At 72.4% G+C, this 18329-nt stretch carries 11 protein-coding genes and 2 pseudogenes; 4 read left to right on the top strand and 9 right to left on the bottom strand.

The features are described 5' to 3' along the window. Window positions 1-57: 57 nt before the first annotated feature. Complete coding sequence (locus tag CIK06_RS21565) at window positions 58-1446, bottom strand: glycosyl hydrolase family 18 protein (RefSeq protein WP_095566334.1); 1389 nt, start codon at window positions 1444-1446, stop codon at window positions 58-60. Window positions 1447-1662: 216 nt separating this feature from the next. Here CIK06_RS21565 and CIK06_RS21560 point away from each other — a divergent pair, with 216 nt between their 5' ends. Beyond that, entirely contained in the window at window positions 1663-2109 is a 447-nt protein-coding gene (locus tag CIK06_RS21560) for an HPF/RaiA family ribosome-associated protein (RefSeq protein ID WP_232533781.1), read from the top strand. A 74-nt stretch (window positions 2110-2183) separates the two neighbouring features. On the opposite strand, the gene CIK06_RS21555 is transcribed toward CIK06_RS21560, so the two are convergent. The 6 genes from CIK06_RS21555 to CIK06_RS21530 form a co-directional block, all read right to left on the bottom strand. Beyond that, on the bottom strand, window positions 2184-3578 hold the full coding sequence (locus CIK06_RS21555) for a chitinase (RefSeq protein WP_198347960.1): 1395 nt from the start codon (window positions 3576-3578) through the stop codon (window positions 2184-2186). Between the two features lie 187 nt (window positions 3579-3765). Beyond that, window positions 3766-4653, bottom strand: coding sequence for a glycine betaine ABC transporter substrate-binding protein (locus CIK06_RS21550; protein ID WP_095566333.1), 888 nt, complete (start codon window positions 4651-4653; stop codon window positions 3766-3768). Between the two features lie 142 nt (window positions 4654-4795). Further along, entirely contained in the window at window positions 4796-5677 is an 882-nt protein-coding gene (locus CIK06_RS21545) for a proline/glycine betaine ABC transporter permease (protein WP_232533780.1), read from the bottom strand. Continuing rightward, the gene (locus tag CIK06_RS21540) at window positions 5674-7044 is read right to left on the bottom strand and encodes a glycine betaine/L-proline ABC transporter ATP-binding protein (protein ID WP_232533779.1); all 1371 of its coding nucleotides are present in this window, start codon (window positions 7042-7044) and stop codon (window positions 5674-5676) included. The genes CIK06_RS21545 and CIK06_RS21540 overlap by 4 nt, the downstream gene beginning before the upstream one ends. 280 nt (window positions 7045-7324) lie before the next feature. Then, window positions 7325-8608: an FAD-dependent monooxygenase gene (locus tag CIK06_RS21535; RefSeq protein ID WP_095566330.1), complete on the bottom strand. Its 1284-nt coding sequence runs from the start codon at window positions 8606-8608 to the stop codon at window positions 7325-7327. Between the two features lie 93 nt (window positions 8609-8701). Then, window positions 8702-9277 (bottom strand): TetR/AcrR family transcriptional regulator, encoded by a 576-nt coding sequence (locus tag CIK06_RS21530; protein WP_095566329.1) that lies wholly within the window; start codon window positions 9275-9277, stop codon window positions 8702-8704. A gap of 185 nt (window positions 9278-9462) precedes the next feature. Here CIK06_RS21530 and CIK06_RS21525 point away from each other — a divergent pair, with 185 nt between their 5' ends. Next, window positions 9463-11673, top strand: coding sequence for a transglycosylase domain-containing protein (locus CIK06_RS21525; protein WP_095566328.1), 2211 nt, complete (start codon window positions 9463-9465; stop codon window positions 11671-11673). 439 nt (window positions 11674-12112) lie between these two features. Here CIK06_RS21525 and CIK06_RS21520 read toward each other — a convergent pair. Together CIK06_RS21520 and CIK06_RS32585 are read right to left on the bottom strand one after the other, a co-directional pair. Beyond that, window positions 12113-12538: pseudogene (locus CIK06_RS21520) on the bottom strand (DUF222 domain-containing protein); the annotation flags it as partial. A 943-nt stretch (window positions 12539-13481) separates the two neighbouring features. Further along, window positions 13482-14513, bottom strand: a pseudogene (locus CIK06_RS32585) (DUF222 domain-containing protein); the annotation flags it as partial. 592 nt (window positions 14514-15105) lie between these two features. Here CIK06_RS32585 and CIK06_RS29620 point away from each other — a divergent pair. Next, a complete protein-coding gene (locus tag CIK06_RS29620) occupies window positions 15106-16905 on the top strand; it encodes a Yip1 family protein (RefSeq protein WP_157756885.1) in 1800 nt (599 codons plus the stop codon). Further along, window positions 16817-18286 carry an NADH-quinone oxidoreductase subunit NuoF family protein gene (locus tag CIK06_RS21495; RefSeq protein ID WP_232533778.1) on the top strand — a complete coding sequence of 490 codons (1470 nt, stop codon included), beginning with the start codon at window positions 16817-16819 and terminating at the stop codon, window positions 18284-18286. Before CIK06_RS29620 ends, CIK06_RS21495 begins: the two co-directional genes overlap by 89 nt. The last annotated feature ends 43 nt before the right edge of the window (window positions 18287-18329 follow it).

Genomic DNA, 18329 nt, shown 5'->3' with positions numbered 1-18329 from the left:
GGCCGTACGCGCCGGTCCGGCCGCGGGTGGCGGGCCGGACCGGCGGGTACGGGTGGGTCAGCGGCCCTGTAGCGCGCGGACGTTGTCGCCGAAGGTCCAGCCCTTCGACCCGTCCCAGTTGATCGACCAGGTCATCAGCCCCTTCAGGCCGCCCTGGTAGGTGTTCCACGCCTGGGCCACCGACGCCGGTGCCAGGTAGCCGCCGCCGGCTCCGGACTGCGCGGGCAGGCCGGGGACCTGCCGGTCGTACGGGACCCGGATGGTGATGCCCTGCACCGTGAGACCGCTGTTCAGGCAGTTGGTCTGCACGGTGAAGCCCTGCACCGTGCCGGCCGGGTAGGAGTCGCCGGAGCAGCCGTACATGCTGCCGTTGTAGTACTGCATGTTGAGCCACCAGAGCCGGCCGTTGTCGACGTACCGCTTGATGATCGGCAGGTACGCGCCCCAGATGGAGCCGTAGGTGACGCTGCCGCCGGTGACGTACGCGGTCTCGGGCGCCATCGTCAGGCCGAACGTGGAGGGCATCTGGGCGAGCACCCCGTCGATGATCCGCACCAGGTTGGCCTGTGAGGTGGACAGCTGGTTGATGTTGCCGCTGCCGGTGAGGCCCGTCTCGATGTCGATGTCGATGCCGTCGAAGTTGTAGCGCTTGAGGATCGGCACGACGGTGGCCACGAACCGGTCGGCGACCGCGGCCGAGCCGAGGTCGATGCCCGCGGTCGCGCCGCCGATCGACAGCAGGATGGTCAGCCCGGCCGCCTTGGCCTGGCACATCTCGGCCGGTGTCGGGACCCGGACCCCGGCGTCCATGCCGTTCTCCCAGAGGACCGTGCCGTCGGAGCGGATCACCGGGAACGCCGCGGTGACCACGTTGTAGCCGTGCTGCCGGATCCGGGAGTCGGTGATCGGTATCCAGCCCAGCCCGGGGTGTACGCCGTTGGCGGCGCCGTCCCAGTTCTCCCAGTAGCCCTGCAGCACCTTGCCGCCGGGGCGGGACCGGACCGCGCAGGTGTCCCCGCCGGGTGGCGGGCTCGACGTGGCCGTCGGCGACGGCGTGGCGGTCGGCGTCGGAGAGGCGGTCGGCGTCGGGGAGGGCGTCGGTGACGGGGTGGGCGTCGGGGAGGCGGTGGGCGGCGGGGTGCCGTCGCAGGCGCCCAGGTCCTTCCAGAGCGCCGGGGTGGCCGCCGGGTTCCAGCCGGCTCCGGGCGGCGGGGTGTGCGTGATCAGTGCCTCGTACAGGTGGCCGGCGTAGCTCACCCGGCCGCCGGCCGGATAGTTGACCCCCTCGGCCCAGGCCGGGGCGGAGCAGGCCACCAGGGGGACGCCCGCCGCGGCCAGGTCGGCCGGCCGGGGTGCGCCGGCGCCGGTGACCCGCGGCGGGGCCGCGGTGACGGCGGCCAGCGCGGCCGCGGCCAGCAGGGCGGTCAGCACGGGACGAAGTCGCATCGCGTACCTCCTCATCGAATAGGCGGGAGGCTATCAGTTAACTTTGTTAAATGTAAGGGTGGCCGCGCTGTCCGACCCCGTCCCGATCGGCGTTTCCGCGCCACGGGTCGGTGGGTACCAGGTGATCAACGGATCGCCACGACAACCGAAGGGGTAATCGACAATGGTCAGTACCCGTGTCACCGGAAGCACCCACGACCGGGCAGGGGGTCTGCGATGAGCGCGCCGGCCGGTGGACCGGCGACCGTCGAGGACTGCCTGCGGGTCGGTGCCGGCTTCTCGCAGGGCGACCGGAACTGGATCGTCGAGCAGTTCGGCACCCTGGACGCCCGGCTGGCCACCTTCCCGGTGGACGGCACGGAGCTGGAGGTCTCGGTCAAGGACCGCGCGGCCAAGGGGCAGAAGGTGACCCTGGAGTGCTGGATCGCCGGCCGCCCGAAGATCGTGACAACCTCGTCCGAGGACGACCTGCGGGCGGCGTTGAACGACTGCCGGGACGACCTGCGCCGGCGGCTCAACGACGCCAAGACCCGGCAGGAGCCCCGGCACAACCGGCGGCTGCGCGACCCCGGCCGCTCGGACGCGACCGGCGTCGACGAGGGCGACCTGCTCACCGACGACAACCCGGCGGGATCGGCGGAGGTCGCCACCCGCGGCGACTGAGCCGACCAACGACTGAGCCGACCAACGGCCGGGCCGGCCGGCCCGGCGGTCACGCCGGGCCGGCCGGGCCCCGGTCAGCAGGAGCCGTTGTCCACCCAGACGTCCTGGGCGTTGTTGCCGGGCACGTCACCCTGGGTCCACCAGCGCGCGGTCCAGCGGTGTCCCTGGTACGACACGACCGCTCCGCCCGAGTACGCGGTGCCGGCCGACCAGGCCGGTGCCGTGCAACTGCCCGACGGCGGCGGGGTGGTCGACCCGGAGCAGCCGCCCTGGTCCACCCAGACCTGCGCCGAGCCGGGGGTCTCGCCCTGGGTCCACCACTGCGCCTTCCAGGTGTGCCCGGCGTAGGACACGAGCTGTCCACCGGTGTAGGCGGTGCCGGCCGACCAGGCCGGGGCGCTGCACGTGCCCGGCGGGGTGCTGGTCGGCGGGGTGGTGGTCGGCGGCGTGCCGGTGGGCGGGGTCGCGCCGGCGAACCGGGCGGTGTACTTGGTGAACTCCCACGCCGACTGCGGCACGCTGCTGCACGTGCCCGATGTGGTGCTCTGGTTCGGGTCGGGACACTGCCGGTCGCGGTTGACCGACCAGTAGGTGTAGCGGGCCAGGTGGTGCCCGGTGGCATAGTCGAGCACGGTCTGGAAGTCGGCCTGCCGGAAGTACTCCCCGACGTCGCTGCGGCCGTTCATCATCGACACGCCCTCCCGGCCGTAGGCCGTGGCGCTGTCCCAGCCGAAGGTGTTCATCAGCAGGCCGTGGAACGCCTCCAGGGCGGCCACCTGGCTGCTTCCACCGGAGAAGCCGCCGTCGAAGGGCATGATCGAGTAGTTGTTCGGGGTGAACCCGAGGCTCTTCGCGTCGTTCAGCATCTGCTGGCCGAACCATCCGGTCCCGGCCGCGGTGCCGGCGGTGGTGACCGAGACGTACAGGCCGGGGTTGTTGCGCTGGAGGATCTGCGCCGCGCCGAGTTCGTTGTGGACGGCGGTGGCGTTCTCGTACTCGGGTTCCTCCAGGTCGAAGTCGATGGCCTTGAGGGCGTACTTCGTGACGACCTGTTGGTACGCGGCGGCCGTGGCGGCCGGCGTACCGCAGGTCTGGCCCAGCTTGGTGCCGCCGTAGCCGCCGATGGAGACGCTGACGTCGCCGCCCGCGGCGCGGATCCGGCTGATCAGCGCCGCGGCCTCGGTGTCCGAGCCGACCGGCCGGGTGCCGTCCCAGGTGGGTGAGCAGCCGCCGCCGTTCGGGGCCAGGATGAACGCGAGCTGGAACGCCTTCTGCCCGGTCGCGTTCATCACGGCGACCGCGTCCGGCGGGCTGTTGTCGAACGGCATCAGGTACGGCGCCGAGGCGTACCAGTTGCTGCCGAGCGTGGCGGCTCCGGCCGGCGGTGCGGTGAGCAGTACGCCCGCGGCGGCGGCGCCGAGGGCGAGAGTGGCGGCGATGGCGAGTGGTGCGCGGGCTGGTGGCTGCATGGGGACCTCCTGGCGCCACAGTTAACTTTGTTAACTGTTAGGGCGACAATGTACATGCCCATCGATGCCCGGACAAGTGGCCCCGCGCCGCCCGCCCGGGTCCGGTCCGCCCGCGCCCGGACCCACCGGAAGACGCGACGGGCGGCGACGGCTCGTGCCGTCGCCGCCCGTCGTCGGGTGGTACGCGTCAGGACAGCGTGCCCACGTAGTCCGGGTTCGCCTCCAGCCACGCGTCGATCGCGGTGGCCTCGTCGCCCTTGTGCTGGTTGAACACCTGGTCCTCCAGCGAGGCGAGCTGGTCACCGTCCATCTTGAACTTCTTGAGCATCGCGGTGACCTCGGGGAAGTCCGTGTCGAACCCCTTGCGGGTCAGCATGTCGATGTGCTCCGCGGTACCCAGCGTCTCCTTCGGGTCCTTCAGGTCCTTCAGGTCGTACTTCGCGTACGCCCAGTGCGGGTGCCACAGCGTCACCACGATCGGCTTCTGGTCCTTGATGGCACCGTCCAGCGCCGCCAGCATGGCCGGGGTGGACGAGGTCTTGAGCCGCATCGAGTCCTTCAGGCCGTACTCCGGCAGGACCTTCTCCTGGGTGGCCTTGGTGAGCCCGGCGCCGGGCTCGATGCCCACCATCTGGCCGCCGAACTCGTCGGCCTTGCCGGCCAGGTCCGCCAGCGAGTCGACACCCTGGACGTACTCCGGCACCGCGATGCTCAGGCTCGCGTCGTCGTACCAGGAACCGAGGTTGTCCAGCTTGTCGCCGTACCGGTCCATGTAGGAGGCGTGGGTCTGCGGCAGCCAGCCGTCCAGGAACAGGTCCAGGTCGCCGTTGGCGAGGCCACCGAAGACGAGGCCGGCCTCCAGGTTCTTGAGTTCGACCTGGTAGCCCTCGTCCTCCAGAATCTTCTTCCACAGGTTGGACGCGGCGATCGCCTCGTCCCAGGCCATGTAGCCGATGGTGATCTTCTTCGGTTCGCCCTCGGATCCGGTCTCGGAGTTGTCGCCGCAGGCGGCGGCACCGAGCGCGAGCGCGGCGGTGAGCGCCACGGCCAGGCCGCGGGTGAGGGGCTTCAACATGCGTATTTCCTTCCTATTGGGTAACAGCCGGCGAAAACATGCCGAAATGCCGAGCAGTTGGCATGGCAGGGCACCGGCGCGAATCTCGCTCCCTGCTGGATGTGGGGGGCGACCGGCCCGCTCGGCCGGTCGCCCCGGGCCGTCACCCGGCCCGTTGGGCCCGTGCGGCGGGGAACCGGCCGCCGATCGAATCGGTGAGCCGGTCGAGCACGATGGCCAACACCACCACGGCGATGCCGCCCTCGAAGCCGCTGCCCACCTCGACCTGGGCCAGGGCGAACATGATCACATCGCCCAGTCCGCCGGCCCCGACCATGCCCGCGATGACCACCATGGACAGCGCCAGCATGATGACCTGGTTGACGCCCGTCATGATCGTCGGTAGCGCCAGCGGCAGCTTGGTGCGCAACAGGATCTTCCACGGCGAGGCGCCGAACGCCTCACCGGCCTGCACGATCTCGGGGTCGACGTGCCGCAGGCCCAACTCGGTGAGCCGGACCCCGGGCGGCATGCTGAAGACCAGGGTGGCCAGCACGCCGGGGACGGTGCCGATGCCGAAGAAGAAGATGGCCGGGATCAGGTAGACGAACGCCGGCAACGTCTGCATCAGGTCCAGCACCGGGCGGGCCGCCGCCGAGGCCCGCCGGTTCTCCGCGATGAAGATGCCCAGCGGCACGGCGAACAGCAGCGACAACGTGCTGGCGACGAGCACCTGGGCCAGCGTGTTCATCGTCTGTTCCCAGTACGGCATCCCGGCCACCAGCCCCAGGCCGACCAGCGCGCCGAGCCCGAACTTCCAGCTGCGCAGCCAGGTGCCCAGGCCGGCGATGACCAGTACGACCACCACGGCCGGGATGCTGGTGAGCAGGTCCGTCAGCGGCCGGACCAACGCCTCGACCAGGGACGCGATCGCGTCGAAGAGCGGGCCGAGAGCGCCGGTGGCCCAGTCGACGACCTTCTCCAGCCAGTCGCCGAGCGGTACCCGGGGGAAAATGCCGTCCAGCGGCGATGCCATCGCACTCATGCCGGTTCTCCCTCCATCCGCGTCCCGTCGCCGCCCGGGGACTGTGCCGCTTCGACCGGCGGTACGTCGTCCTCGACGGCCCTGGTCGGTGCCGGAACGGTCCGCACCGGGTCGGCGGTCCCGTCCGTTCCGTCCGCGGTTCCGTCCGCGGTCCCGTCCGTTCCGTCCGCGGTCCCGTCCGTCGCCGGCGGGTCGTCGGTGCCGACGTTGCCCAGGGCGCTGAGCAGCGTGATCCGCGGGATCACCCCGGTCAGCCGCTCCCGCTCGTCGAGCACGGCCACCGGATGCACGCTCTCGGCGCAGCAGTTGAACAGGTCGGTCACCGGGGTGGACTCGGCCACGCTGCGGACGTCGTCGGTCGAGACGTACCCGTCGAGGGTGTCGCTGCCGGCCCGCAGCGCCCGGCTGACCTCGTCCTCGGTCACCGTGCCGAGGAAGCGCTTCTGCGTGCCCGTGACGTACACGACCGAGGTCTGCGACTCGCGCAGCCGCCGGGCGGCGAGCCGCGGGCCGGCGCTCACGTCGATGACGCTCTGCGGGCGTTCCATCACGGACGACGCGGTGAGGATCCGGGTCCGGTCGACGTCCGCCACGAACTGCGCCACGTAGTCGTTGGCGGGGTCGGTGAGGATCTCCTCGGCCGAACCGATCTGGACGATCCGGCCGTCCCGCATGACCGCGATCCGGTCGCCCAGCCGCATGGCCTCGTTGAGGTCGTGGGTGATGAAGACGATGGTCTTGCCCAGTTCGGACTGGAGCTCCAGCAACTGGTCCTGCACCTCGCGCCGGATCAGCGGATCCAGCGCCGAGAACGCCTCATCCATCAGCATGATGTCGGTGCCGGCGGCCAGCGCCCGGGCCAGGCCCACGCGCTGCTTCATCCCGCCGGACAACTCCCGCGGCAGGCTGTTCGCCCACTGCTCCAACCCCACCATGCGGAGGGACTCCATGGCCTTGTCCCGGCGTTCCGCCCGGGACAGGCCGGCGACCTCCAGCGCGTAGCTGGCGTTCTCCAGCACCGTCCGGTGCGGCATCAGCGCGAAGTGTTGGAAGACCATGCTGAGCTTTTCGCGCCGCAACTGGCGCAGGTCCCGGGGCTTGAGCCGGGTCAGATCCACCCCGTCGATCTCGACGGCGCCGTGGGTCGGCTTGATCAGGCCGTTCAGCATCCGCAACAGGGTCGACTTGCCCGATCCCGAGAGCCCCATCACGACGAAGATCTCGCCGGGTCTGACCTCGAAGTTGGCGTCGATCACCGCCGCCGTGCCGGGAAGTCCGGCCATCGCCTCGTCCCGGGGGGCGCCGTCGGCGAGCCGTCGTACGGCCTCGTCACCCCGGCTACCGAATATTTTGTAAAGCGATTTCACTGCGAGGACAGGCACGGTCTCCCTTCCGCGTACATCGATGGGAAATGCGTCGTCGATGTCCGTCTTGTCGTGTCGTCGGGTGCAATCAACGGTTCCGACCCGCCGGCGGGCGGCGCAGGCCGGCTGAAAACCTTAGCCACTATTCGCGCGTACGGCCATCTGGCCTGGAGCGATGAGCGGGCCGAGTGTGGACCATCCCACAATTCGGCCGGCCTGGGAACCCTGTCGTCAGCAAAAGTTGCCAATGGAAACGATACGGCCGCCCGGCCTTCCCGGCCAGTTACCGGCCGTCGGCAGCGCTCACCACGCTGCTGCCTGAGGTGGCCAGCGCGGGTCGCAGCAGGGCCGGTACCCCCGGCAGCGCGGTGGCCGTGAAGGCCGCGGCCCGCACCGCGAGCCGCCACCGGGTGTCCGGCACGAGCCAGTGCGCGGTACGCCGGCCGGCCCGCTGCTTCGCCAGGACGAACGGCCGCATCCGCCGCTCGTACCGGGTCAGCGCCGCGTCCACGCCGCCGCCCCGGCGCAACTCCTCGGCCAGCACGTACGCGCCACCCATCGCCATCGCGGCCCCCTGGCCGGCCATCAGCGAGACGGCCTGGCAGGCGTCGCCGACAATCGTCACCGGCCCGCGGGTCCAGCCCGTCATGGCGATCTGCGCGACCTGGTCGTAGTACAGGTCCGGCGCCGGCGGGCAGTGCTCCAGCCCGCGGCGGGCCAGGTCACCCAGGTCCGCGTAGTGGGCGCGCAACGCCGCCCGCGGATCCTCCGGCAGCGCCGGGTCCGGCGCGCGGTGCACCAGCCAGGCGGCCAACCGCCGGTCGTCGATCGGGTAGAACCCGAACTGGCGGTCCGGCGCGACGACCGCGAGGAAGCGCGGCCCGATCCGGTCCCGCAGATCCGGGTCGGTGAACACGTACGACGCGGTGTGGTAACCGAGATAGCGCAGGTACGGCGCCTCCGGGCCGAAGGCGAGCCGCCGTACCCGGGAATGGATCCCGTCCGCGCCGATGAGCAGGTCGGCCCGTTCCACCGTGCCGTCGCTGAGCGTGACCTCGACGCCCGCCGCGCCGTCCCGGCCTGCGTCGGCACCGCCGTCCCGGCCTGCGTCGGCACCGCCGTCCCGGCCTGCGTCGGCACCGCCGTCCCGGTCCGGGCCGGCGCTGCCGTCGCCGTACGGCCGGACCGCGTCGACGGTGGTGCGGTAGCGGATCGGTATGCGGCCGGCGATCGACTCGTGCAGCATCCGTTCGAGGTCGCCGCGCATGAGCGTGGCGATGCGGCCCCTGAACGCCGTGTCGAAGGCGCGGTAGTGCAGCCGGCCCCGACCGTGTCCGGCCGGGTCGACGTACTCGATCGCCTCGGCGCTGGTCTGGGCGCGGCGTAGCCGCGGCACCAGGCCCATCCGCTCGGCGACGTCGAAGCCGGAGCCGAAGAAGTCGATCAGGTAGCCCTCGTCCCGCGGCCCGGCGGCCCGCTCCACGAGGCTGACCTCCCAGCTGTCCCGATCCAGCCACCAGGCCGTGGTCAATCCGGCGATGCCGGCGCCGCAGATGATCGCGCGCATGTGCTCGTTCTCCCTTCCGTCTGGTTCCTTCCGTTCCGTCCTTGGCTGTGCTGTCCCCGGATGTCCGGTCCGGGCTGGTTCCGGCCGCCGCGGTCACCCGGGGAGCGGGGTGACGATCCGGCGCAGGATCCCGGCGAGGGCGGTGGGGTCGATCGCCACGCCGACGGCCCGGTAGAGCAGCAGGCCGTCCATCGCCGCCGCCAGCACGGTGGCGGCGGCCGGCGCGTCCGGGCCGTGGCCGCAGCGCTCCAGCCAGCCGGCCACGACGGCCCGGAACTCCTCGATGGTCAGGTCGATCCGCTCGCCCAGCCGCTCGTCCCGGGTGGCGGCCAGGAAGATCTCGCTGGGCAGCCGCAGCGCCGCGGGGTCACCCGCGTATCCGGTCAGGCTGCCGACCAGCCAGTCCAGCCCGCTCGACAGGTCGTTGGCAGTGCCCAGCCCCGCCGCGACCTCGTCGACAACCCGGCGCAGCACCGGCGCGCAGGCCTCGATGAGCAGGTCGGTCAGGGACCGGAAGTGGTAGTGCACCGCGCCGACCGGGACGCCCGCCCGCTCGGCCACCAACCGGGTGGTGACCCTGCCCCAGCCGACCTCCGCCACCAGCCCCACCGCGGCCGCGCACAACGCGTCGCGGGTGCGCTGGCCACGGGTGGCCGCGGTCTCCGCCATGACTCCTCCGACAGATTTGGGCAAACGCCTTGGACGAATGACCAAATTCTAGCGCGGCGCCGGCCGGCGTCCGGAACACGGTCCGGTAAAGGGCCGCTGAGCTGGGGCTGGGCGGTCACCGTGAGGTTCCTGACAATCGCCTTCCAGTCCTCGGCGTTCCGGCGGATACGGGCAAATCTGGAGTGATGCCCCCTCGCTCGACGCTGTCCCGCGCAGCCACCGTGCTGCTGGCCGGCGTACTCGCCGGTGTCGTCCTGGCCGCCGTGGCCCTGCCGGCGAACGCGCTGCTCGGCGTCGCCCTGAAGGTCGCCAGCGACAGCTTCTCCGACCTGCCCGCCAACCTGCGGACGCCACCCACCGCCCAGCGCAGCTACGTGTACGCGAACGACGGCAAGACGCTGATCACGAGCTTCTACGACGTCAACCGGCGGGACGTCTCGCTCGACGAGATCGCTCCGGTGATGCGCCAGGCCATCGTGGCGGCCGAGGACACCCGCTTCTACCAGCACAACGGCGTGGACCCGCGCGGGCTGCTGCGGGCCTTCGTGGCCAACGGCAAGGGCGGCGAGGTGCGGCAGGGTGGATCCACCCTGACCATGCAGTACGTCCGGAACGTCCTGAAGACGGACCCGTCGCTCAGCGCCGCCGAGCGCGCCGCCGCCACCGAGGACACCGTCGGACGCAAGCTCCAGGAGATCCGGTACGCCGTGGCGCTGGAGAAGAAGCTGTCCAAGAACGAGATCCTCGACCGCTACCTCAACATCGCCTACTTCGGCTCCGGGGCGTACGGCATCGCGGCCGCCAGCGAGCGGTACTTCAGCAAGCCGCCGGCGGAGCTGACCCTCGACGAGGCCGCGCTGCTGGCCGGACTGGTGCAGTCGCCCGACGCGTACAGCCCGATCAGCGGCGACCGGGACGAGGCCCTGGACCGCCGGGCGTACGTGCTGGACGCCATGGTCGGGATGGGGAACATCACCGCGGCCCAGGCGGCCCAGGCCGAGGCGGAGCCGCTCGCCCTGGAACCCAGCGACCAGCCCAACGGCTGCACCGGTACCCCCGCCGGCCACGACGACTGGGGGTTCTTCTGCGACTACCTGCGGGCCTGGTGGCTGGACCAGCCGGCCTTCGGCGCCACCCGCGCCGAGCGGGAGGCGGCGCTCAACCGCGGTGGCTACACGGTGGTCACCACGCTGGATCCGGAGATCCAGGCCACCGCCCAGCATGAGGCGCTGTCCGTGTACGGCTACGACAACCCGCGGGCGGTGCCGATGGCCGTGGTGCAGCCGGGCACCGGGCGGGTGCTGGCGATGGCGGTGAACCGGCACTACAGCCTGGCCGAGAACCCCAGCGGCCAGGAAAACTACCCGAACACCGTCAACCAGTTGATCGCCGGCGGCGGGACCATCGACGGCTACCAGGCCGGCTCGACGTTCAAGCTGTTCACCATGCTGGCCGCCCTGGAGGCCGGACAGCCGCTGGAGACCGGCTTCGACGCGCCCAGCCGGCTGCCGACCGGGTACCCCGACAGCGGTCCGGACAACTGCGACGGCTCGTGGTGCCCCGCCAACGCGAACCCATCCTGGATGGATGGCTATCGCACCATGTGGACCGGCTTCGGCCGTTCGGTCAACACGTACTTCGTCTGGCTGGAGCAGCGGGTCGGCGCCGACAAGGCGGTCGAACTGGCCCAGCGGCTGGGCATCACCTTCCGGGCCGACGCCGACGCCGACCGGGCCAGGAACGAGGCCGCGGGCTGGGGCGCCTTCACCCTGGGGGTCGCGGCGACCACCCCGCTGGACCTGGCCGGCGCGTACGCGACGGTGGCCGCCGAGGGTACGTACTGCACGCCGTTGCCGGTAACCTCGGTGACCGGGCCGGACGGGGCCAAACTGGACGTCGGGCAGCCAGACTGCAAGCGCGTGCTCGACGCCGACGTGGCCCGCGCCGCCACCGACGCCGCCCGCTGCCCGGTGGGCCAGCAGTCGGCCTACGGCCGCTGCGACGGCGGTACGGCCGCCCAGGTGGACGGCATCATGGACGGCCGGCCGGTGGGCGGCAAGACCGGTAGTTCCGAGGAGAACGCCACCGAGACGTTCGTGGCGTTCACCCCGCAGATCGCCGCCGCCGGCATCGCGGCCAACCCGGACGACCCGGCCGATCATGTCGGCTCGGCCGTGCAGCAGAAGGTGATCGAGGCGGTGGCCCGGACCATGGCCGCGGCGCTGGAGGGCCAACCGGTCGAGGACTTCACGGCGCCGAGCCGGGAGATGGCGTTCGGCGCCGACGGCCCGGACCGGTTGCCGCGTTCCGGCGGCCCGGGGTCCGGCCCGGGACCTGCCACCGACCCCGTCCCGGGAACCGGCGCCGACCGCTGGTCCACCGGCCGGCGCGGCTGATCGCCGCTGCGCCGCTGCGTCCCTGCACCGCCGCGGTGGTGCGTCCCTGTGTCCCTGTCCCTGTGTCCCTGTGTCCCTAAGTTGCTGTGTCGCTTCGGTGGTGTGTCGCTGCACCTTGCGGCGACCGGCCCGACGTGGACGTGGGTTGAGCTGTCCCTTGACGTCGAAGCCGTGGGGGATGGCCGGCTGAGAGCAGGGCTGCGGCCTGGCTGGTTGTGCCGGGGCCTTACTCGTGAGCTGCGGGCTGGCTGGTTGTGCTGCGGCCTTGGCTGGTTGTGCTGCGGCCTTGGCTGGTTGTGCTGCGGGCTTGGCTGGTTGTGCTGCGGGCTGGGTTGGTTGTGCCGCGGCCTTGCTCCCGAGCTGCGGGCTGGGCTGATCGGGTGGCCGGGCGGACCAGTCGAGCCGCGCAGCAGAGCCGGCACGGGCGAAAACTGCCGGCTCAGCGGCGAAGATGGTATCGGTTGCGTCGGGGCCGCTGATCCGGGTCGATCCACGCGGGCGGAAGGAATTCGGGATGCCCGTCGGCGGCCAGCCGGACTTGCCATTCACCGATGTGAATCACTCGGTGGTGGTATCGACAGAGTAGGCACGCATTGGCCAGGGCGGTTTCGCCGCCGTCGGCCCAGTGGACGATGTGGTGGCCGTCGGTCCACCGGGGCGGGCGGTCGCAGCCGGGGAAGGTGCAGCCGCCGTCACGCAGGACGAGGGCGCGGCGCAGGGGTCCGGTGAAGAGTCGGCGCTGTCGGCCGACGTCGAGGACCTGGCCCTGGCCGCCGAGGACGGCAGGCAGGATCGCGGCGTCGCAGGCCAGCCTGCGTACCGTCTCGGGGGTGAGCCGTAGCCCGTTGTCCAGCCTGCCCGGACCGAGCCGGCTCGCCAGGGGCGTCGGAGGCCGCTGGGCGACCACGACGGCGGCCGTCGCCCGTGGCGCGCTGATCCTGGTGCCCAGCCGTGGCCCGAGCCTTTCGCGGGCCGCCTGGGCCGCTTGGGGCGCTTGGGGCGCTTGGGCCGCTTGGGGCGCCTGGGCCATCTGGGCCGCCTGGGGCGCCTGGGCCATCTGGGCCGCCTGGGGCGCCTGGGCCATCTGGGGCGCCTGGGGTCATGGCGGCCGGCCGCCCGGTCGGGAACTGGACATGCCGCTCAGCGCGGGCACCAGAGGAGGGCGGGTTGCTGTTTCCGTGCGAGGGCGCCGGGCCGCAGGCTTCTACTGTGGCCGGTGCGCTGACTCTCGACGGGGCTGACGGATGGCTCGCCCCGCCGTTGGCCGACGGGTGGTTCGTACTGCATCTGCCCGGCGGGTGGTTCGTTGCCGGTGTGGCCGGCGGGCGGGTCGTAGCGGATGTGCCCGGCGGGTGGGTCGTTGCCGGTGCTGCCCGCTCGCGGCTCGTGCCGCGCGGCACCGGCGCCCGGCTCGCTTCGGAGGCGGCTGGCGGGTCGCTCGCTGCTGGTGCGGCGGGAGGGCGGCTTGTTCCGCATCTGGCCGGTGTCCGGCTGGTCGCCGGTGCGGAGGGCGGGCGACCCGGCCGGTCGGCGAAGGATGGCGCGTCGGTCCTGGCCTGCTGCGTCCTGAGCGGGTCCTTCCCGAGCGGGTCGTCCCTGAGCAGGTCGTGCCTGAGCGGGTCCTTCCCAGGCAGGTCGTGCCTGAGCGGGTCGTCCCCGAGGGTGGGGTGCCCGGTCGTGCCGGTCCGGAGCGCGTCGTGCCCGGTCGTGCCGGCGGTTTCGGGTCCGACGACGCAGCGGCTGCCGGATCGCAGCATCGCGGCGGCCAGCTCGCGGTAGCTCGTGGTCACCACGATCTGCGCTGGTTCGCCGCCGTTCTCGGGCAACTCACCGGTACGCAGTGCGAGGCGGGTCAACTCGGCCAGCGCATCGTGCCGGCGCTGGCCCGGGGTGCGATCGTCGCCGGGCCCGTTCGGCCGGGACAGCGGATCGAGGGCGGCCAACAGCGTCGCACTGCTCTCGGCGTCGAGAACACCACGCAGCCGCATCCAGCCGTCGTCGCCGCCCGAGAGGGTGAGGTGACGGCGCCGCTGTGCATGTTCCTCGGCGCGACGTAGCGCGCGTAGGTCGGCCTCCTGCGCCGCGTCGGGAGCGATGTGCCAGAGGATCCGCTCGGCCAGCGCCCGCAGGGCCTTGGGCTCCCAGATCTGCGCGTCGGCGAGCAGTGTGGACAGGGCCTTGTCGGCGATCTCGGCGCCGGCTTCGGCGTGGACCTGCCCGACGGCGACGGCGATGATCCGTGCCTGTTCCAGGCTGACGGCGCCGGAAGCCAGCTCCGCGCGGAGCGCCGGTCCGGCAGCGTCCGCGGCGCACCCCGCCGCCGCGGTGAGCGCAGGTCCGGCGGTGAGCGCAGGTCCGGCGGTGAGCGCAGGTCCGGCGGTGAGCGCAGGTCCGGCGGTGAGCGCCGGTCCGGCGGTGGGTGCTGGGCCGTCGTCGGGCGTTGGGCCGTCTCCGGATCCTGGTCCCGTGTGCGACGCCTCGGAAGCGGCCGGACCGCGCTGTGGTGGCTGAACGTCGTCCGGGGGAGTCGCGTGTCCGGCCGCGGGCTGCTCGCCCGGGTCGCCCGCGTCGCCTGGGTTGCCCGCGTCGCCCGCGTCGAGCCAGGCCGCGTCCGTCACCAGCCGGCGGGCGGTGGCGATCGGCACGCGGAGCCGGTCGCGCAGCCACGCCGGGGTGGATGTCGCGCCGTGGGCCGAGGCGATCGCGCGGCCGTCCGCCTCGCGGATCAGGACCAGTTCCAGTACGGCGAGTCGCTGGCGTAGCCGGTGAACCTCGTCCAGACACTTCAGGAGTCTGTCCTCGGGCAGCGCCCAGGCCCGCGCGGTCAGGCAACTGCCCATCGCGTCGTCCATCAGCGCCAGCGCCTCGATCACGGATTCACGTTCGCATGGACCTACGACGTTTTCCGGCTCCGCAGAGCGACCCGGCGATCACTTCCAGATGATGCGCAAACGCCAATCCGGTACGGCGCCGGGCGCGGTGTCCCGCCGCGATGACCGCGATTCGACGTGCGCGGCGCCGGACGGTGGCCACCGAGCTTCCGGCCGACGGAGCCGGACGAGGTCCGCGGAACGGCCGACAGTGGATCGTCCGGATGGACGCGTTAACGGAGCCGTAACTGTGCCGAGTGCGTCGATGGATTGCCCGAAAATGCTGCCAATTGTTCGTACTCGCGCCGTCACCGTGCGTGCCCATATGAACGCCAGAAGGATTAACGGAAAGAATCAGAAAACCGTTCATCCGAACGGTCTCGGGGGCCGTACCTGAAGTGGAAGTCGGCCCTGCGCGAGCGAGATCGAGGAGCGGATGGCTCGGAAACAACGGACCCAGGTGCCGGAGGCTCCGCGGAGCACCAGCAGCCGAAGTGGTCGTACGGTATCCCGCCGCGCCCTGCTCGGCCTGGCGGCATCGGTCACGGCTCTGCTGTGGGTCGTGATGATGCTGACCTCGGCCGGACAGGTCGTCTACGCGTACCTGTTCGTCTTCACCGAGTTCTACGGTGGTGTGGCCACGCTCGTGCTGCTGAGCATCACCGTCATGATCGGGCTGGTGGCCACCGACCGGATCGTGCTGATGATCCGGCACCGCGTCCTGATGCAGTCCGCGCACCGGGCGCTCGGGACCCTTGCGGTCGGTGCGCTGGGCCTGCACATTCTCACGAAGATCGCCGAGGGGCACGCCGGGCTGCTCGACCCGGTGCTGCCGTTCGTGTCGGGCCGGGGCTTCTTCGTCGGGCTCGGCACGCTGGCCGGCTGGGCCATGGTGGCCGTGCTGTGGACCGGCCTCATCCGGATGAAATTCGCCGGTGCCGGCAAGCCGTGGATGTGGCGGGCGCTGCACAGCACCGCGTACGTCTCCTGGCCGATCGCCCTGGTCCACGGGCTGAACGCCGGGCGCACGCCGAAGAGCTGGGTGACCCTGAGCTACCTGCTGTGCGTGTTGCTGGTCATCGCGGCTCTGCTGGTCCGGCTGTCGGTCAACCTTGGACGCAAGCGGCGTGAGGCCGAGCGTAACCCGGCGGCCACCCGCTCGAAGGGCGAGTCCGCGGGCGAGATCGAGGGTTCCCGGTCGGTCCGGTGGCCGGTCAGTCGCGGTGTCTCGGACGTACGCGTCGGGCGGGACACCATCGGGCGGGACACCATCGGGCGGGACAGCGTCGGGCGGGACACGATGGTGCAGCCCGAGCGGCCGGCCGCGTCCCTGGACTCCTGGGCGCCGGACGCCGGCTACCGGGCCGTGGGGTCGCCCCGGCGGCGTCCCGGGCGGTTCACCGTGCCGCAGGTGCCGGCCCAGCCGGGTGACCGGCCGGCCTGGCAGGACGAGCCGGCCGTCGCGACGGCCGGCGGTCGGGACCGGGACCGGGACCGGGACCGCGAGTCGATGGCCGATCTGGCGGAGGCCGACTTCGAACCGGCGGGACGGCGCTACGCCGGCGCGGCGGGCGCCCGCCGGTACGAGGCGCCGGAGGAGCGCGACATCGACGGACGCCGTGACATCGACGGACGCCGTGACGCCGACGGACGCCGTGACGCCGACGGGCGGCGCGGTGCCGGCGAGCGGCGGTCGTCCCGGTACGCCCCGGCCGACATGCCGGAGGAGCCGTGGGACAGCCCGCGGCGCTGGGCCGGTGCGGACGCGACGCTGGATGCCGAGGATCTGGCGGGGAGCGGAGCCGCGCGGGTCGCGCCGGCAAGCGCGCGGCCGACAGCAACTACTGGGAGGCGCCGCGCAGCTACAGCTCGCCGCCCGCGGAACGCGTCGCGGCCACCAGCGGCGGACCCCGGCACAGCCGGGACGACGAGGACGCGTACGAGCGCGAGGACCGGTACGAGCGCGAGGACCGGTACGACCGGGACGGCCGGTACGAGCGGGAGGATCGCTACGAGCGCGACGACCGGTACGAGCGGGAGGACCGCTACGAGCCGCGGGAGAGCCGGTACGCCGCGGTGGGCCGGACGGCCCGGTACGAGCCGCCGGAGCCGGACGACGACACGCCGACCCTGGTGGACCTCGCCTCGCGGCGGGCCATGCGGGCGGCCGAGAAGGGCTCCCGGCGCCGCCGCGGGGAGTCCGCCGACAGCCGGCGCGCCGCCGCGGAGGCGGCCGACAGCGCCTACTGGGCGCAACTGCGAGGTGAGGCCAAGTGATCGGTACGGTGGCGGCCGTTCCGCCGGTCGCCTGTTTCGGCGAACCGCGCCTGACGGCCGGGCTGGACGAGTTCGGCTCGCTTGACCTCGCGGCGCACGAGGAGGTGCACGGGCCGATCGGCCCGCTGTCCATCAGTTCGCTGCTGCGGCTGGCCGAGGACATCCAGCTCACCGGCCGCGGCGGGGCGGGCTTCCCGTTCGCCCGAAAGCTGCGCGCGGTGCTGGAGTCGGCCCGCTCCCAGCAGTCTCCGCCGGTGGTGGTGGTGAACGCCACCGAGGGGGAGCCGGCGAGTTGGAAGGACAAGGTGCTTCTCACCCGGGCGCCGCACCTGATCCTCGACGGTGCGGCGCTGGCCGCGTACGCGCTGGACGCCGACGAGATCGTGATCGGCGTGGCGGACGACGGGGTCGGGGAGAGTTCCCTGGCGGCGGCGCTGCGCGAGCGGCAGATGCCGGTGGACACCGGCATCGTGACGGTGCCGCACCGGTTCATCTCCGGCGAGGGCGGGGCGCTGGTCCGCGGGATCAACGGCGAGGCGCACATCCCGCCCGGACGCAAGCAGCGGGCCAGCGACTCGGGCGTGGGCGGCCTGCCGACCCTGCTGTCCAACGCGGAGACGTACGCCCAGATCGCGGTCGCCGCGCGGCTCGGGCCGTACGAGTACGCGGCCGTGGGCCTTGAGAAGGAACCGGGCACCGTGCTGCTCACGGTGGGCGGCGCCGCGCGGCGTCCGGCCGTGGTGGAGTGCCCGACCGGTACGCCGCTGGCGGAGGTGCTGGCGCTGTGTGACGTGCCGCCCGGGCCGGGCGTGCTGGTGGGCGGCTACCACGGCAAGTGGATCTCGGCGGAGTCCGCGGCCCACGCCGAGGTGTCCCGGGCCGGCCTCTCCGCCGTCGGCGGCACGCTGGGCGCGGGGATCATCCTGCCGCTCGGTGAGGACACCTGCCCGCTGGGCGAGGTGGCGCAGGTGGTGCGCTACCTCGCGGGCGAGTCGGCGGGGCAGTGCGGGCCGTGCCGGCTCGGCCTGCCGGACCTGGCCCGGGCCACCGACCTGGTGGTGTCCGGGGCGAACCCCGCCGACACGGTGCGCACCGCGGCCGGTGTGATCAAGGGGCGCGGTGCGTGCAGCCACCCGGACGGTACGGGCCGGTTCGCCACCTCCGCCATGGAGGTCTTCGCGGCGGACGTCGTCGCCCACACCACCCGGGACGGGTGCGGCAAGCGGGTCAAGGGCGTGCTCGGCCTGCCGGAGGCGCCGAACGTGGTCAAGCGCCGGCTGGCGGTGGACTGGTCCCGGTGCGACGGGCACGGCCTGTGCGCGGTGGTGGCACCCGAGTTCATCCGGCTGGACGACAACGGATTCCCCAGCTTCCCGCCCACCCCGGTGCCGACCTGGCTGGAGGGCGGGGCGACCAAGGCCGTGCAGATGTGCCCGGCGCTGGCCCTGCGCCTCACCGAGGAGTGAGCCGTACGGCACGCCTCACCGAGGAGTGAGCCGTACGGCACAG

This window comes from Plantactinospora sp. KBS50 (genome assembly GCF_002285795.1).
Classification (GTDB): Bacteria; Actinomycetota; Actinomycetes; order Mycobacteriales; family Micromonosporaceae; genus KBS50.
The sequence above is the reverse complement of the archived record's forward strand: the minus strand, read 5'-3'. Positions and strand labels throughout refer to the sequence as shown.